The organism is Helicobacter pylori (assembly GCA_008032935.1).
Taxonomy (GTDB): domain Bacteria; phylum Campylobacterota; class Campylobacteria; order Campylobacterales; family Helicobacteraceae; genus Helicobacter; species Helicobacter pylori_CX.
Genome location: CP032039.1, coordinates 631,483 through 649,282, shown reverse-complemented (window position 1 = coordinate 649,282; position 17,800 = coordinate 631,483). Strand labels below are relative to the sequence as shown.

The window sequence follows — 17,800 nt, the reverse complement described above, 5'->3', positions numbered from 1 at the left end:
CTCTCAATCAAGCCTTGAGAAATTCAATTACACCCTTGTTTAACATCACAAGCCTAGTAACTTAAAGCTCTTTTTGAGAGATTGGGTTAGATTGATCCTTATCCTTAATTCAAGCGCATGCACATTCATCTTTGTTATCTTTGAATAAACTCAAGCGTTCTTAATGTAATGCAGAGCGATTTTGAGCGCGTTGGTGGCTGCCCCCACTCTTAATTGATCCGCCACGCAAAAGCCATGCAAAGTTTTCTTATCAAACAAATCCTTCCTCAAGCGCCCAATAAAGACGCTATCCGTGTGGCTCGCTTTTAGGGGCGTGGGATAAAGATTATGGCTAGGATCATCGCAAACAACCACGCTAGGGGCGTTTTTTAAAACTTCATAGACTTCTTTGAGATCGAATTCTTTTTCAAAAGCGATACTCAAACTCTCGCTATGACTCCTCAATACCGGCACGCGCACGCAAGTCGCACTAATAGGGAAATCCACGCCCATGATTTTATGGGTTTCATGCACCATTTTTAACTCTTCTTTCGTGTAGCCATTCTCCTTAAAAACATCAATATGAGCGATCGCATTGAAAGCGATCGGATAAGCGAAAGCCCCGGCTTGCAAGACTTGGTTTAAATCAATAGCGGGGTCTTTTTCCAAACATTCTAAAGCGGTTTTTAACTCATTTTTTAAACTCTCTATGCCCTTATTCCCTGCCCCACTCACAGCTTGATAGGTGCTAACAATAACGCTTTTTATCTTAAAATGAAGGTGTAGGGGGTTTAAGATTTGCGTCATTTGAATGGTAGAGCAATTAGGGTTAGCGATGATATTCAAGGAAGCGTTAAAAATTTCTTTAGCGTTGATTTCAGGAACGACTAAAGGCACTTTTTTATCCAATCTAAAAAAGCTCGTGTTATCAACCACTAAGGCCGTTTTTGAAGCGCTTGTGGCAAATTCTTCGCTCACGCTCCCCCCAGCGCTAAAAAAGGCGATGTCTATTTTTTCTTTTTCAAAAATTTCATGCGTGGTTTCTAAAATTTCATAGTCTTTATTGAAAGCTTTAATCTTTTTACCGGCACTCCTAGCGCTAGCGAGCGGGACAAATTTTTTAATCGGGAAAGAAGAATTTTCTAAACCCTTAATCAGCTCTTGGCCTACCGCCCCACTAGCCCCAACAATAGCGACATTATAAGTCTTCATCGTTTTCTCCAATGATTTCAAGGGCTTTTAAAAAACTCAAGCAATTCAACTGCATGCCTGAATGCATGTTTTTCAGGCTTAAGGTTTCGCTTTTAAATTCTTCTTCGCCAATGACAGCCACGAACTCATGCCCTTTATGGTTAGCATAAGAAAAGGGTTTTTTGATTTTTTGAGCTTCTGGATAGACTTCGCTAAAAATCCCGCTTTGCCTTAAAGACTCCGCCAAGCGGTTTGCATAAGAAAAATACTCTTCATGCATGCAAGCGATTAAGACTTTAGCTTGGGTGGAGCGCTCATCTAGTAATTGCATTTCACTCAAAGCCACAATCAATCGATCAATCCCAATAGAAGCCCCCACCCCTTGTAAATTCTCTTTAGAAAAATTTTGAGTCAAATGATCGTAACGACCCCCTGAACACACGCTCCCTAAAGACTTCATGCCATTAAGCGTGGTTTCATACACAATCCCTGTATAATACCCTAATCCCCTAGCGATAGAAAAATCAATTTTATACAGGTTTTGAGAAATTTGCAAATCCCCTAGCAACTGGTATAGCCTTTCTAAATCCTGTATGCCCTTTTTCAGATTTTCATTATAGCCTTTCAAATAAGCAATTTTTTCAAAAAATTCCGCATGACTTAAATCGTTTTGTTGGATTTGAATTAATTCTAAAAGCTCTTTAATAGTGTTTGAATTCAAATCGCACTCTTTTTTTAATTCTTCTTCAACCCCATCCAAGCCAATTTTTTCCAATTTATCCACAATGCGCAACACTTCATTCACTTGAGAGATCCCAAAATATTCGCATATCCCGTTCAAAATTTTTCTGTGGTTGATAGAGACGCAAAAATCTTCTAAATCCAAAGCTTTTAAGGAAGCGATAATCACTTGAATGATCTCAGCATCGCACACCAAACTCTCGCTCCCTATAAAATCAAAATCGCATTGCGTAAATTCCCTATAACGCCCTTTTTGCGCCCTTTCACCCCTAAAGACATTGCCTATAGCGTAGCGTTTAAAGGGCATGCCTAATATTTGGTGGTGCAAAGAAACAAAGCGGGCTAATGGCACGGTCAAATCAAACCTTAAAGCCACATCCCTATCCCCATGGTCTTTAAAACGATAAATCTCTTTTTGAATATCACTGCTCGCATCAGGTAGTAGCGCTTCAGCGTATTCCAAATGAGGGGTTTCAATCGGCACAAAACCAAAACTTTGAAACACGACTGAAACTTTAGCGAGCAACTGGGCTTTTTGTATCGCATCTTTAGGCAAGCGGTCTTTAAACCCGCTCAACACTTTAGGGGTAATCATTCCATTTCCTTGTATTTGTATGCTAAAATTTTAGCTTAAAATCTTTAAAAAAGGGCTATTGATGAGCGTAAATGCGCCCAAACGCATGCGTATTTTATTGCGTTTGCCTAATTGGTTAGGCGATGGGGTAATGGCAAGCTCGCTTTTTTACACCCTTAAACACCACTACCCTAACGCGCATTTTATCTTAGTGGGTCCACAAATCACTTGCGAACTTTTCAAAAAAGATGAAAAAATAGAAGCCGTTTTTATAGATGACACCAAAAAATCCTTTTTCAGGCTGCTAGCCACTCACAAACTCGCTCAAAAAATAGGGCGTTGCGATATAGCGATCACTTTAAACAACCATTTCTATTCCGCTTTTTTGCTCTATGCGACAAAAACGCCTATTCGCATCGGTTTTGCCCAATTTTTCCGTTCTTTGTTTCTCAGCCATGCGATAACTACTGCCCCTAAAGAGTATCACCAAGTGGAAAAGTATTGCTTTTTGTTTTCGCAATTTTTAGAAAAAGAATTGGATCAAAAAAGCGTTTTACCCTTAAAATTAGCCTTTAACCTCCCCACTCACACCCCAAACACCCCTAAAAAAATCGGCTTTAACCCTAGCGCAAGCTATGGGAGCGCTAAAAGATGGCCAGCTTCTTATTACGCTGAAGTTGCGGTTGCTTTGTTAGAAAAAGGGCATGAAATTTATTTTTTTGGGGCTAAAGAAGACGCTGTCGTTTCTGAAGAAATTTTAAAACTCATCAAAGGCTTGTTAAAAAACCCCTTATTATCCCACAACGCTTACAATCTGTGCGGGAAAACCAGCATTGAAGAATTGATACAACGCATCGCTGTTTTAGATTTATTCATCACTAACGATAGCGGTCCCATGCATGTGGCTGCTAGCGCACAAACCCCCTTAATCGCTCTTTTTGGCCCCACTGATGAAAAAGAGACTCGCCCCTATAAAGCTCAAAAAACGATTGTGTTGAACCACCATTTAAGCTGTGCACCTTGTAAAAAGCGAGTTTGCCCTTTAAAGAATGAAAAAAACCATTTGTGCATGCGATCTATCACGCCCCTTGAAGTCTTAAAAGCCGCTCACACTCTTTTAGAAGAGTCTTAAACGCCCTTCATGGGCTTTTTTTAAAAACGCAACTATATTGATAAAACTCTGTGTATTATAAAAGATTTAAATTTTATTTTTGAAAGCGTGAGAAGAGCGACAAATCCCACCAAGGGTTTTAAAAAATGGTAGGAAATTATAGGATAATATCCAAAAAAGCGTTTTTAAAAACGCTTTTTTAGAGTCAAAGCCATTAGGCCACTGAGTTTTTAGGTTTTTTGGCGTCTTTTTTATCTTTGTGAGCCACTAATTGAGAGCTTAACTCAGGTTTTTTGGCGTCTTTTTTATCTTTGTGAGCCACTAATTGAGAGCTTAACTCAGGTTTTTTGGCGTCTTTTTTATCTTTGTGAGCCACTAATTGAGAGCTTAACTCAGGTTTTTTGGCGTCTTTTTTATCTTTGTGAGCGTATGCAGAACTCACTGCCAAAACTGATAATAAAACACCTGTCAAGATTTGCTTTTTCATACGAAAACTCCTTGTGATGATCTTAAAAGCGAGAGAATTATATTTCTCAAAAGTAAACGAATAGAAACCAATCAAATTTTTGATTGGTTTGGTGGTTTTGCTGCCTTAAAAAAACTACAATACAAAAAACTTGATAAATTATCTTTGGTTTTAGAAAGTTTGACAAAAATTAAGATTGCGGTCATACTAAAAAAACAAAAAACAATATGAAATCAAGGAGTTTGTATGCAACAGCGTCATTTAGGCCCTTTAAAAGTGAGCGCATTAGCTCTAGGGTGCATGGGCATGACTTATGGGTATGGGGAAGTCCATGATAAAAAGCAGATGGTTAAACTTATCCATAAGGCTTTGGAATTGGGTATTAACTTTTTTGACACTGCAGAGGCTTATGGGGAAGATAATGAAAAGCTTTTAGGCGAAGCGATCAAGCCTTTTAAAGACAAGGTTGTGGTAGCGAGCAAGTTTGGGATTTACTACGCAGATCCTAATGACAAATACGCAACCATGTTTTTAGACTCCAGTCCTAACCGCATTAAGAGCGCCATTGAAGGGAGTTTGAAACGCTTAAAAGTAGAATGCATTGATTTATACTACCAACACCGCATGGATACTAACACGCCCATAGAAGAAGTGGCAGAAGTTATGCAAGCTCTTATTAAAGAAGGAAAAATTAAAGCTTGGGGGATGAGTGAGGCAGGGTTATCTAGCATCCAAAAAGCCCATCAAATTTGCCCTTTAAGCGCGTTGCAGAGCGAATATTCCTTGTGGTGGCGCGAACCTGAAAAAGAGATTTTAGGTTTTTTAGAAAAAGAAAAAATTGGCTTTGTCGCTTTTTCGCCTTTGGGTAAGGGGTTTTTAGGTGCGAAATTTGAAAAAAATGCCACCTTCGCTAGTGAGGATTTTAGAAGCGTTTGTCCTAGGTTTAATCAAGAAAATCTAGCCAAAAATTACGCCTTGGTGGAATTAATCCAAGATCATGCACACGCTAAAGGCGTTACACCAGCCCAACTGGCTCTCTCATGGATTTTGCACACGCAAAAAATCATTGTCCCTCTCTTTGGCACCACCAAAGAATCCAGGCTCATAGAAAATATAGGGGCTTTGCAGGTTTCTTGGAGTCAAAAAGAATTGGAGATTTTCCAAAAAGAATTGACTGCAATCAAAATAGAAGGGGCCCGCTACCCTGAAAGAATCAATGAAATGGTGAATCAATAAAAGTATTGGGTATTTATAATTGCATTGGCTCTTTTAAAAGAGATGCATTGGCTCTTTTAAAAGAGATTGAGCGTTATTTTCTGTTTGTCAGTGTGTTTTTATCCCCCTAACAAACTTTTTAAGGCATTTTAACAAGGCTTTGTTTTAATAAAAAATTGATTATAAAAATTTGAAAAATACCAAAAAGCGTTTTTTAAGATTGAATACAAAAGAGCTTGTTATGAGTCAAGCGGAATTTCTTGTAATGCGATCTTGTGGGTGTTAAGGGGAAAAGTTATTTCAAAACACCCCCTATCCCCTAAAAAATAAGTCTTAAATAAACTTAAGAAAATAAATTTTACTATAAAACAAAGCAACCAAAACCCCATTTTTAAAAATCAAAAAGTTTTAGTTACCCCTATTTGACAAGACATAGAGCCAAAAATCAATCTTATAGCAAAAAAGGTAATTAGAGAGAGATAAAAAGGGATAAAAACACTCAAAAAGCCTTTTTAAATCCAAAAGAGAAAAAATTTAAACAGCACCTATAACACCCCCTAAAAATAAGAGAGCGTTATAATTAAATCAGCCCTTACGCTTTTCTACAATTTCCTTAGCGATATTGCTAGGCACTTCGCCATAATGATCAAACTCCATGGAGTAAGTCCCACGCCCTTGAGTGGCTGATCGTAAATCCGTAGAATAACCAAACATTTCCACCAACGGCACAAAAGCGTTCACGATTTTCAAGCCTAATCGGTCATCCATAGAATTGATTTGCCCTCTTCTTCTATTCAAATCGCCAATCACATCGCCCATGTATTCTTCAGGGACTTCCACTTCCACTTTCATCATAGGCTCTAGTAAAACCGGGTTAGCCGCGCGACTCGCTTCTTTAAACGCCATAGAGCCAGCGATTTTAAACGCCATTTCTGAAGAATCCACATCATGGTAGCTCCCATCATAAAGGGTAACTTTAAAATCCACCACCGGATAGCCTGCCAAAACGCCATTTTGCATCGCTTCTTGGATACCCTTATCCACCGCAGGGATATATTCTTTAGGGATCACGCCCCCAGAAATTTCATTCACAAATTCATACCCACTGCCAGGCTCTTTAGGCTCAAGCTTGATAAACACATGCCCGTATTGCCCACGACCACCGCTTTGCTTAGCGTATTTATGCTCTTTGCTCACGCTTGAGCGGATAGTTTCTCTAAAGGCGACTTGTGGCTGACCGATTTCAGCTTCCACCTTAAATTCTCTCTTCAACCTATCCACGATGATTTCTAGGTGCAATTCACCCATACCACCGATGAGGGTTTGCCCGGTTTCTTCTTGAGTCATCACCCTAAAACTTGGATCTTCTTCAGCGAGCTTGCCTAACGCTACGCCCATTTTTTCTTGGTCTGCTTTCGTTTTAGGCTCCACAGCGATGTGAATGACCGGCTCAGGAAATTCCATTCTCTCTAGAACAACCGCATTTTTTTCATCGCAAAGCGTGTCCCCAGTCAGCGTGTCTTTTAAGCCCACAAACGCGCAAATCTCACCCGCATAAACTTCTTTAATGTCTTCCCTCTTATTGGAATGCATTTTAAGCAGTCTCCCCACGCGCTCTTTCTTGTCTTTGGTGGAGTTATACACATAGCTACCGGATTCTAGCTTGCCACGATACACGCGCACAAAAGTGAGTTGGCCCACAAAAGGATCCGTCATGATTTTAAACGCCAAACCGGCAAACTCGCCATCATCGCTGGATTTCACAAAAACCTCTTCTTCAGTTTTTGGATCAATCCCCTTAATATCCACAACCTCCGTAGGCGCTGGCAAGTAATCAATAACTGCGTCTAATAAAGTCTGCACGCCTTTATTTTTAAAAGAAGAACCACAAAGCATAGGGATAAGGCTCATGTTCAAACAACCTGTTTTAATGCCTTTTTTGATTTCTTCAATACTCAATTCTTCACCGCCTAAATACTTTTCCATCAAGGCTTCATCTTGCTCGGCTACGGCTTCTACAAGCTTTTCTCGGTATTGTTTAGCCTTTTCTAACAAATCGCTAGGGATTTCTTCCACATCGTATTTGGCCCCCATGGTTTCATTATTCCAAACAATCGCTTTCATTTGGACTAAATCAATCACACCAATGAAAGTGTCTTCAGCCCCAATAGGGATATTAATAGGCACAGGATTGGCTTTCAAGCGTTGCTTAATCTGGTTTTCTACATTATAGAAATTCGCCCCAATCCTATCCATTTTATTGACAAAAACAATCCTAGGCACGCCGTATTTATTCGCTTGACGCCACACGGTCTCGCTTTGAGGTTGCACGCCCCCAACCGAGCAAAACACCGAAACCGCACCATCTAGCACGCGCATGGATCGTTCTACTTCAATAGTGAAATCCACATGCCCTGGGGTGTCAATCAAATTGATTTGGTGATCCTTCCAAAAACAAGTCGTTGCCGCAGAAGTGATAGTGATCCCTCTTTCTTTTTCTTGCTCCATCCAGTCCATTGTCGCCGCACCGTCATGCACTTCGCCAATCTTATGGCTCACGCCTGTGTAGAATAAAATCCTTTCAGAAGTGGTGGTTTTCCCGGCATCAATGTGAGCGGCGATACCGATATTTCTGATCCTGTTTAATGGGGTTTTTCTAGCCATTCTAACTCCAATTACCAGCGATAGTGCGCGAACGCTTTATTCGCTTCTGCCATTTTATGCACATCTTCTTTTTTCTTAAAAGCCGCACCCTTATCGTTAGCCGCATCCATAAGCTCGTTAGCCAATCTATCCACCATCATTCTTTCATTGCGTTTTCTAGTGGCTTCTAAAATCCAACGGATAGATAGCGACTGCTGGCGACTCGCCCTCACTTCTACCGGCACTTGATAGGTAGCCCCACCCACTCTTCTGCTGCGCACTTCCACTAAAGGACGCACCCTTTCTAGGGCTTTTTCAAACACTTCAATCCCTTTTTCACCGCTTTTTTCTTCAATCTTATTGAAAGCTTTGTAGATGATTTTTTCCGCTACGCTTTTCTTGCCGTCGAACATCATCTTATTGATAAACTTAGTAACCACTTTGTTCCCATAAACAGGATCGCCCAAAACCTCCCTAACGGGTGCTTTTCTTCTTCTCATGTTTTTATTTTCCTCTTATTTTTTCTTGTTGTCTGTTGCTTTCTTGTCGGTTGCTTTAGCTTTTTTAGTCCCGTATTTAGAGCGTGAAACCGTTCTTTTATTGACCCCTGCAGTGTCTAAAGCGCCACGAACGATATGGTATTTCACACCGGGTAAATCCTTAACCCTACCCCCACGCACTAACACAATGGAGTGTTCTTGCAAGTTATGCCCTTCACCAGGGATATAACTGATCACTTCAAATTTACTGGTCAAACGGACCTTAGCGACCTTTCTCAAAGCCGAGTTAGGCTTTTTAGGGGTAGTCGTATAAACCCTAGTACAAACCCCTCTTCTTTGAGGGCATTCCACTAATGCAGGTGATTTTGTTTTTTTAACCACCTTTTTCCTTTCTTTTCTAATCAACTGATTGATAGTAGGCACTATTTTTCCTTATTCTAAAAATTTAAAACTAAAAGTTCTCCCATTTTACCCTAATTTTTCTTTTAAAAATCTTAACCGATTTTTTATATCAAAATTTAGGGCCATCTTCAAGCGCTCTCAGCACGATTTTTTTATTCTTATACATGCCTGTTCCCACAGGGATCATCCTCCCCAACACCACATTCTCTTTCAAATCCTCTAAAAAGTCTTTTTTCATCGCAATACTGGCTTCTGTTAAAACCTTAGTCGTTTCTTGGAAAGAGGCCGCTGAGATGATGCTATCGCTCCCAATAGCCGCTCTAGTGATCCCTAAAAGCACCGGTTCAGCAATCGCTGGCTCGCCTTTTAAAGCGATCACACGAGCGTTTTCTTCTTTGAAGAGTTTTTTACTGACTAAATCCCCTTCAATAAACTTGCTATCCCCGCTGTCTAAGATGCGCACTTGCCTTAACATTTGAGAGACAATGATTTCAATGTGTTTGTCCGCAATGCTTACCCCTTGCCTGCGATACACTTGCTGGACTTCGCTCACAATGTATTTATAAAGCTCTTTTTCGCCGCTGATCCTTAAAATATCATGGCTTGAAATTACTCCATCCGTCATCGCCTCTCCTGCATGCACAAATTCATCGGCATGCACTAGAATTTGCTTGCCTTTATCCACAAAATAATCCATAGAACGGCCATCTTTAGAGGTTACGATGATGTGGTCTTTATTGCGAATGGGTTTGCCAAAACTCACTATCCCATCAACTTCAGAAAGGATCGCTACATCTTTAGGCTTGGGTTTTCTCGCTTCAAACAATTCCGAAACCCTCGGGAGACCCCCAGTAATATCCCTGGATTTAACGGTCGCTTTAGGGATTTTCGCTAACACTTCAGCCTGCTCCACACTAGAGCCATCGCTAATGGCGATGGAAGTTTTTGGCTCTAGGAAATAACGCACTTCTTCTCCATTAGCCCCCTCTAAAAACAAGCTTGGTTTGTATCCGCTTGGGATGTAATCATTCACCACTAAACTGGTGATACCAGTATTTTCGTCTTCTTTTTCAGCGACCGTAACGCCTGCGATAACATCCACAAAACTCACCTTACCTTTAAAGTCCGCAATGATAGGGGTGTTGTAAGGATCCCATGTGGCAATCGTTTTGAAAGTGTTAGTCGTGGGTTTAGAAATCACGCTATTAGCACTCACTTCACTATTATCATCAATCAAGATCTCAGAACCCCTAGCGATATAATGGCGAGCGGCTTCCCTACCATTATCATCAGCTACCACCGCAAACAAGCCTTTTTCGCTCACCATATCGCCCTTCTTGATCCCATGGGTGCGCTCTAAATGGTTAGCCTCTAAAACATAATATTTGATCACGCCTTTTTCTTTGGCATACACATCTTGCGCGATAGGGTCATTATCCTTGACTAGCAATTCGCTCGCATAAGGGATGCGATTAGGCACATTCCAGCCCTCTTGGATAATATCAGCGATACTTCCCCCCTTATGCACCTTATGCCCATTAGCATAAGGCAAATACACTTTCCCCTCAATCTTACCGCCAACACCGGCTAATTCGCTTGGTTTGACAATATCGCTTCTTCTTAAAACGAATTTAGCTTTTTGATCGCCATTTTTCACGCTCACAACGACTTCTTCATAAACCGTTTCAATGCGCAATTCCCCATCAAAAGGCGCTTTAATCTTAGGCTCTACCACTAAAATAGAAGCGTTACGGCGGTTGGCGATAATGTTTTTACCCTCTTTGTTCGTGTAAGTCCTAAGGTTATAAAAACGCACAAAACCTTCTTTGCTCGCCACGATTTCACGCTCATCCTGACTCCTGCTCGCTGTCCCGCCCACATGGAAAGTCCTTAAAGTGAGCTGCGTTCCAGGCTCCCCAATAGATTGCGCGGCTACCACGCCCACCGCTTCACCTGGATAACTCATCTTGCCTTCGCCTAAATTCAAGCCATAGCATTTCGCGCACACGCCCTTTGGCGCTTTACAAGTTACTGGGGTGCGGATCGTAATGGATTTAATCCCAGCTTCAACCACCTTTTTAGCGCCCTCTTCATCAATCAAAGTGTCCGCATAAAGCAAGATTTCATTCGTAATGGGATCGATCACATCTTCTAATAAAACGCGCCCAAAAATACGCTCTTCTAAAGGTTCAATCAGCTCACTCCCTACTGCAATATCCGTGATTTCAATCCCTTCATGCGTGCCGCAATCATCAGACACCACCTTGACATTTTGCGAAACATCAATGAGCTTTCTTGTCAAATACCCCGCATTGGCGGTTTTTAGCGCTGTATCTGCTAAGCCCTTTCTAGCGCCATGCGTGGAGTTAAAGTATTCTAAGACATTCAACCCCTCTTTAAAGTTAGAAATAATAGGCGTTTCAATGATACTACCATCCGGCTTTGTCATAAGACCCCTCATCGCTGAAAGCTGACGGATTTGCGCCGCGCTCCCCCTTGCGCCGCTATCTGCCATCATATAAATAGAGTTAAAGCCCTCTTTATCTTTTGCGATAGCACTCATCATTTCTTTACTCATTTTGTCATTGACTTCAGTCCAAGTGTCAATGATCTTATTGTAACGCTCTTGGTCAGTGAGCAACCCTTGATCGTATTGTTGCTGGATTTTTTTAACCTCTACTTTGGCTTTTTCCACCATTTTTTGCTTGTCTTTTGGCGTGATAATATCTTCCATAGAGATAGAAATACCAGCCTTAGTCGCATACCTAAAGCCAAGCATTTTCAAATGATCCAAAAAGGTTGCGGTAATGCCAATACCACCGACTTTATGCACATAATCCACAAGCACGCCAATATCTTTTTTCTTCATGGGTCTGTTCCACAAATCCGTAGGGATAAAATCAGGCAAAATAGACTTGATGATCATGCGCCCTGCGCTCGTAGCGATAATATTCCCTTGATCTAAAACCCTAATCTTTGCGTGGATGTCTAATTCTTTCGTGTCAATAGCGGTGATGATTTCATTCACGCTAGAAAAAAGCTTATGCTCGCCCTTGACCCCGCTCTTTTCTAAAGAAAGATAATAAAGCCCTAAAACCATATCCTGGCTAGGAATGGCTACGGCTTTACCGCTAGCGGGTAAAAGGATATTCATAGAGCTTAACATCAGCACCTTGCATTCAGCGATCGCTTCCTGGCTTAAAGGCACATGCACCGCCATTTGATCCCCGTCAAAATCGGCGTTAAACGCTGAACACACTAACGGGTGCAATTGGATCGCTTTGCCGTCAATCAGCTTTGGATGGAACGCTTGAATGGATTGCTTGTGCAAGGTAGGAGCGCGGTTGAGTAGCACCGGATACCCCTCTGTGATTTCTTGCAAGCACTCCCACACTTCATTACTTTTTTGCTCAATCATGCGTTTAGCTTGTTTGAGCGTGGTGGCATAACCTCTCTCTTCAAGCTTGGATAACAAATGCGGTTTGAAGAGTTCTAACGCCATGTTTTTAGGTAACCCGCATTCATCCATTTTAAGATTAGGCCCAACCACAATCACGCTTCTGCCTGAAAAATCCACGCGCTTACCTAAAAGGTTTTGCCTGAAACGCCCTTGCTTGCCTTTAATGATCTCGCTGAGCGATTTTAAAGGGCGTTTGTTAGCCCCTTTAACCGCATTGGTGCTGCGGCCGTTATCAAAAAGCACATCCACGGCTTCTTGCAACATCCTTTTTTCGTTGCGCACAATGATTTCTGGCGCCCCAAGCTCCATTAGGCGTTTCAAGCGTTGGTTACGATTGATGACACGACGATACAATTCATTCACATCGCTGACTGCAAACTTCCCGCCATCTAGCGCGACTAAAGGCCTTAAATCCGGTGGCAATACCGGTAAAACCGTGAGCATCATCCATTCAGGCCTGTTACCGGAATTTAAAAAGCTTTCTACCACTTTCAAACGCTTAATGAGTTTTTTCTTTTTCGCATCAGAGTTAGTGTCTTTCACTTCTTCTTTCAAACTCTGCAATAAGGTGATCAAATCAATTTCTTCTAACAAATCCTTGATCGCTTCGCCGCCCATTTGCGCTACAAAGCCCCTGTCTTCGTATCTTCGTGAGATATTTTGATACTGCTCTTCATTCAAAATATCGTATTTCATCACAAGCTTAGCGCCTTCATTGTCATAAGCGGCTTCACCTGGCTCTTTGACGATATAAGCTTCATAATACAACACGTGCTCTAAATCTTTCATCTTAACACCTAAAAGCGTGCCGATACGGCTAGGCAAGGAATTGACATACCAGATGTGCGCTACAGGAGTGGCCAATTCAATATGCCCCATTCTAAAACGCCTGACTTTGGAATGCGTGATCGCCACGCCGCATTTTTCGCATGTGCCAATGTCTTTGAAGCGAGGCTTTTTGTATTTACCGCACAAGCATTCATAATCTTTAGTAGGGCCAAAGATTTTCATGCAAAACAAGCCGTCCCGTTCGGGTTTTAGGGTGCGATAATTGATCGTTTCTGGCTTTTTAACTTCCCCATAACTCCAAGAATGGATTTTTTCAGGGCTGGCTAGAGTGAGCTGGAAAGAGCTAAAGTCTTTAGGCCTGTCATCTTCTTTAATGACAATAGGTTTAGGCGCTCCATCCTCATCCACATCGTCCCCAAAAATATTAATATCCAAAGCGAGCGATTGCAATTCTTTAGTCAAGACATAGAAAGTCTCAGGGGTTTCGCTCTCGCCCACTTGCTCACCTTTAGCGATAGCCCTATAAGCGTTCTCTCTGCCCCTAATATCATCGGATTTAATGGTAAGCATTTCTTTTAAAGTGTGTGCTGCGCCATAAGCTTCCAAGGCCCACACTTCCATTTCCCCAAACCTTTGACCCCCAAAGAGCGCTTTACCCCCAACAGGCTGGTGCGTTACTAGGCTATAAGGGCCTGTGCTTCTGGCATGGACTTTTTCATCCACTAAGTGGTGGAGTTTGATCATATACATATAGCCCACATTCACGCGCTCCCTCATTTTCTCGCCTGTGCGCCCATCATACAGATCCATTTTGCCATCCATAGCGATCTTAGCTAACTCAAACAGCTTGTAAAATTTTTCTTGCGAGATGCCTTCAAACACAGGGATAGCCATCTTAACGCCCTTGCTCCAATCTTTGGCGTATTCCAAAAGCTCTTCATCAGAACAATTCTCAAGAACATGGATTGTCAAGGGGTCTTTTTCATTAATGGCGTTAGCGATTTCTAGCATTTTAGCGCGCAATTCTTTGGCGAAATCTTTGGTTTTATCCTCTAGCATGCTAGCGATTTGTTTCCCAAATTCTTTCCCCACTAAGCCTAAATGCATTTCTAAAATCTGCCCGATGTTCATGCGGCTTGGCACGCCCAAAGGGTTTAAGACAATATCCACAGGCTCGCCATCAGCGGTATAAGGCATATCCGCAACCGGCACGATATTAGACACAATCCCTTTATTCCCATGCCTTCCTGCCATTTTATCGCCCACCTTAAGCTTCCGTTTTGTAGCGATATAGAGCTTGACTTTTTTGATCACGCCATTAGGCAAAATATCATCTTTTTCTAAAATAGAGAGCTTTTCTTCATGCTCTTCACCCAAAACTTTCTTTTGCTCTAAGAAATTATTTTTAGTGATTTCATAGTGGTTTTGCACTTCTTTAGAATACTTTTTGACTAAACTAGCCAAAGTGAAGCGGTTGATTGAAGCGATTTCTTCTTTAGGGATTTGATCGCCTTCTTTATAATCCTTGCCGTTATGGCTGAAAGGCTCTTCTAAAATCGCTTGAGAAAGGAGCGAGCTAACGCGCAACAATTCTTCTCTATTGAGCATGGTCAAGCGATCAAAATGCTCCATATCAAGCTTGGCTTTTTCTTCTTCATACGCGCTCAAAACCCGCGCGTCTTTCTCATAGCCTTTTTTAGTGAAGACTTTCACATCAATCACCGTGCCTTCCAAACTGGGGGGGCAATACAAACTCTTATTGACCACATGCCCGGCTTTATCCCCAAAAATCGCCCTTAAGAGCCGCTCTTCAGGCGTGCTTTTAATCTCGCCTTTAGGAGAAGTCTTGCCCACTAAAATCATGCCAGCGCTCACATAAGTGCCCACTTTAACGATCCCGCTTTCATCAAGATGAGCGAGCGCTTCTTCTTTCACATCAGGGATATCAGCGGTAAATTCTTCCACGCCATGCTTAAGCTCTCTAGCATCCACTTCTTTTTCATAAATGTGGGTGGAAGTGAAAATATCATCTTTAGTGATGCGCTCACTCACCACGATGGCGTCTTCAAAGTTATAGCCATTCCAAGGCATGAACGCCACGCGCACATTTTTCCCTAACGCTAACTCGCCTCTATCCATGCTAGGGCCATCAGCGATGATTTGCCCGGCTCCCACTTTATCGCCCACTTTAACGATAGGGACTTGATTGAAGCTGGTGTTTTGGTTGGTGCGTAAGTTTTTTTGCAAAGAATACGCATCAATATAGGCCTCTTCTTTGCCTTCGCCTAAAATGTAAATATTTTTAGAATCAATTTTTTCTACAACGCCTGTGCGATTAGCCTTGATCGCTCCCCAAGAATCCCTAGCGATAATTTTTTCAATCCCTGTGCCTACAATGGGGGCGTCGCTTCTTAATAACGGCACGGCTTGGCGTTGCATGTTAGTCCCCATTAGAGCGCGGTTGGCGTCATCATGTTCTAAGAAAGGAATGAGCGATGCGGCGACCCCTACTAGCATGCTAGAGCTTAAATCCATTAAGGTAACTTTGCTTTTTTCGTTTAAAACGATTTCGCCTTCCACGCGCGTTTCAATCAAATCGCCCAAAATATTACCCTCTTCATCAATAGGGGTGCTTGCAGGAGCGATGATGTGGCTGTCTTCTTGAATAGCGGTCAAATAAATCGTCTCGCCCACTACCTTGCCATCCACAACCTTTTTATAAGGGGCTTCAATAAAGCCTAAATCATTCACTCTCGTGAAAGTGGAAAGGGTGTTGATCAAACCGATATTTTGACCTTCTGGGGTCTCAATGGGACAAATTCGGCCATAATGCGTGGGGTGCACATCCCTAGCTTCAAACCCTACCCTATCTTTCACCAACCCCCCTTCACCGAGCGCTGAAAGGCGTCGTTTGTGCGTAACCTCACTCAAAGGGTTGGTTTGATCCATGAATTGCGAGAGCTGACCGCCCATGAAAAATTCCATGATGGTGCTTGTGATCATTTTAGAATTGACCAAGTCATGGGGCATGAGCGAATCAAAAGCCCCGCTCATGGTAGTGAGCTTGTCTTTAATGGTCTTTTGCATTTTCACTAAGCCTGAATGCAATTCATTAGCCAACAATTCCCCTACCGCTCTGATCCTACGATTGCCTAAGTGGTCCCTGTCATCAATCTTGCCCTGATTGTTTTTGATTTTCATGAGGTATTTAACGGTAGTGATAATATCTTCATGCGTTAAAGTCGTAATGTAATCAGGCACATGCAAGCCTAACTTGTGATTCATTTTCATGCGCCCCACCATGGTCAAATCATAGCGTTCTGGATCAAAGAAAAGTTTTTTGACAAACTGCTTAGCCACTTCAGTCGTAACAGGATCGCCTGGTTTCATAACCTTATGGATACGAATCGCCGCTAGAGCGTTTTCATCATCAATTTTTTCGGTTTGCTTGAGTAATTTCAAAGACTCATAATCGGCCAAAAAAGAATGGATAATGGAAGCGTCATGCCCTAACGCTAGATCGTTGATGATCACAAATTCTTGCACGCCTAAATCGTGGATTTTCTCTAATTTGTTTTTATCTAGTTGAGTGAGCATGTCCAATAAGACTTCTTTCCCTACCATAACAGGCTCAGCTAAATGACGATTGAGTAAAATATCCATAGGGTATTCCACCCATTCTAAATGGTTTTCTTTAAGCTCTTTAATCTTTCTTGAAGTGAGCTTTTTTCCTGCTAAAAGAATAACCTTGCCTTGCGGATCTTTCAAGTCAAATTCCATTCTTTGGTTGGCGTCTAATGAGGCAAATGGGATCAAATATTTATCGTTTTCATAACGCACTTTAACAAGCGGGTAGAACATTTTGATGATGTCTTGTTTTTGATAATCCATCGCCCTGAATAAAATGGTAACAGGCACTTTACGGCGTTTATTGATACGAGCGTATAAAACATCTTTAGAATCGTATTCAAAATACAGCCACGAACCCCTATCAGGGATGATTTGCCCTGTGTAAATGAGCTTGTTTAAAGAAGTGCTAGACTCCTCTTCTTTAAAAATCACACCGGGGCTTCTGTGGAGTTGATTGACCACCACGCGCTCCACCCCATTGATAATAAATGAAGTGCGTTCTGTCATCAAAGGGATCTCACGAATGAAAATGCTTTGTTCTTTAATATCCTTGATGCCGTTCTTTTCGCCACTTTTGGTATCTTTTTCCCACAAGATTAAGCGCACTTTAATTTTGAGAGGGATAGAGTAGGTAATGCCCCTCTCCATCGCTTCTCTAACAGTGTATTTAGACTTGCCAAATTCGCAACCTGCGTATTCTAAAGTGATACGGTTATGCTCATCTTGGATAGGGAAAATGGATTTAAAAACCTTTTCAATCCCGCTCTCTTTACCCTCTTTGGAATACAAGAAAGAATCATAGCTGTCTCGTTGTAATAATAATAAATTAGGAACTTCTAAATCTGTTGGGGTTTTTGTAAAATCAGCTCTCAAGCGGTTTTTTAGGGGAATTTTTTTTGACATATTTCAAGCCTTTGATCAAAAATTTTGAGTTATTTAATGCATTAATTCAAGTAAGCATTGCAAAAGGATCTTTAAATTTTAGAACCATCCATGATAAAAATACCAAAAACCCACCTGCAATACTAACCACTTTAGGCCACACGCTCACAAACAAAATCATGGAGCAAAATCATCTGCCGCACTAGATCAGAGAAAG

Annotated in this window: 10 protein-coding genes and 1 pseudogene; 4 read left to right on the top strand and 7 right to left on the bottom strand. The window is 41.6% G+C overall.

Translation table 11 applies throughout. The features are described 5' to 3' along the window. Positions 1 to 150: 150 nt before the first annotated feature. Together asd and D2C78_03345 are read right to left on the bottom strand one after the other, a co-directional pair. Positions 151 to 1,191, bottom strand: a complete 1,041-nt coding sequence (gene asd / locus D2C78_03350) for an aspartate-semialdehyde dehydrogenase (GenBank protein QEF35054.1) — start codon at positions 1,189 to 1,191, stop codon at positions 151 to 153. Further along, positions 1,178 to 2,506, bottom strand: a complete 1,329-nt coding sequence (locus D2C78_03345) for a histidine--tRNA ligase (GenBank protein QEF35053.1) — start codon at positions 2,504 to 2,506, stop codon at positions 1,178 to 1,180. Before D2C78_03345 ends, asd begins: the two co-directional genes overlap by 14 nt. A 61-nt stretch (positions 2,507 to 2,567) precedes the next feature. Between D2C78_03345 and waaF the strand changes: the two genes are divergently transcribed. Next, entirely contained in the window at positions 2,568 to 3,617 is a 1,050-nt protein-coding gene (waaF, locus tag D2C78_03340; GenBank protein QEF35052.1) for a lipopolysaccharide heptosyltransferase II, read from the top strand. 193 nt (positions 3,618 to 3,810) lie between these two features. Here the strand turns inward: waaF and D2C78_03335 are convergent, their stop codons facing one another. Next, complete coding sequence (locus tag D2C78_03335; GenBank protein QEF35051.1) at positions 3,811 to 4,083, bottom strand: flagellar protein; 273 nt, start codon at positions 4,081 to 4,083, stop codon at positions 3,811 to 3,813. On the opposite strand from D2C78_03335, the pseudogene D2C78_03330 reads away from it, so the two are divergent. Then, positions 4,072 to 4,327 (top strand): annotated as a pseudogene (locus tag D2C78_03330) (hypothetical protein). The gene D2C78_03335 and the pseudogene D2C78_03330 sit on opposite strands and share 12 nt — an antisense overlap. Continuing rightward, positions 4,309 to 5,298, top strand: a complete 990-nt coding sequence (locus D2C78_03325) for an aldo/keto reductase (protein QEF35050.1) — start codon at positions 4,309 to 4,311, stop codon at positions 5,296 to 5,298. The pseudogene D2C78_03330 and the gene D2C78_03325 overlap by 19 nt, the downstream one beginning before the upstream one ends. Before the next feature lie 564 nt (positions 5,299 to 5,862). Here the strand turns inward: D2C78_03325 and fusA are convergent. The 4 genes from fusA to D2C78_03305 form a co-directional block, all read right to left on the bottom strand. After that, positions 5,863 to 7,941: an elongation factor G gene (fusA, locus tag D2C78_03320; GenBank protein ID QEF35049.1), complete on the bottom strand. Its 2,079-nt coding sequence runs from the start codon at positions 7,939 to 7,941 to the stop codon at positions 5,863 to 5,865. Positions 7,942 to 7,952: 11 nt separating this feature from the next. Beyond that, a complete protein-coding gene (locus tag D2C78_03315) occupies positions 7,953 to 8,420 on the bottom strand; it encodes a 30S ribosomal protein S7 (GenBank protein QEF35048.1) in 468 nt (155 codons plus the stop codon). A gap of 15 nt (positions 8,421 to 8,435) precedes the next feature. Continuing rightward, positions 8,436 to 8,843: a 30S ribosomal protein S12 gene (locus D2C78_03310; GenBank protein ID QEF35047.1), complete on the bottom strand. Its 408-nt coding sequence runs from the start codon at positions 8,841 to 8,843 to the stop codon at positions 8,436 to 8,438. Positions 8,844 to 8,931: 88 nt separating this feature from the next. Further along, positions 8,932 to 17,604, bottom strand: coding sequence for a DNA-directed RNA polymerase subunit beta/beta' (locus D2C78_03305; GenBank protein QEF35046.1), 8,673 nt, complete (start codon positions 17,602 to 17,604; stop codon positions 8,932 to 8,934). On the opposite strand from D2C78_03305, the gene D2C78_03300 reads away from it, so the two are divergent. Continuing rightward, positions 17,598 to 17,789, top strand: coding sequence for a hypothetical protein (locus D2C78_03300; protein ID QEF35045.1), 192 nt, complete (start codon positions 17,598 to 17,600; stop codon positions 17,787 to 17,789). The two genes, D2C78_03305 and D2C78_03300, sit on opposite strands and share 7 nt — an antisense overlap. Positions 17,790 to 17,800 lie beyond the last annotated feature (11 nt).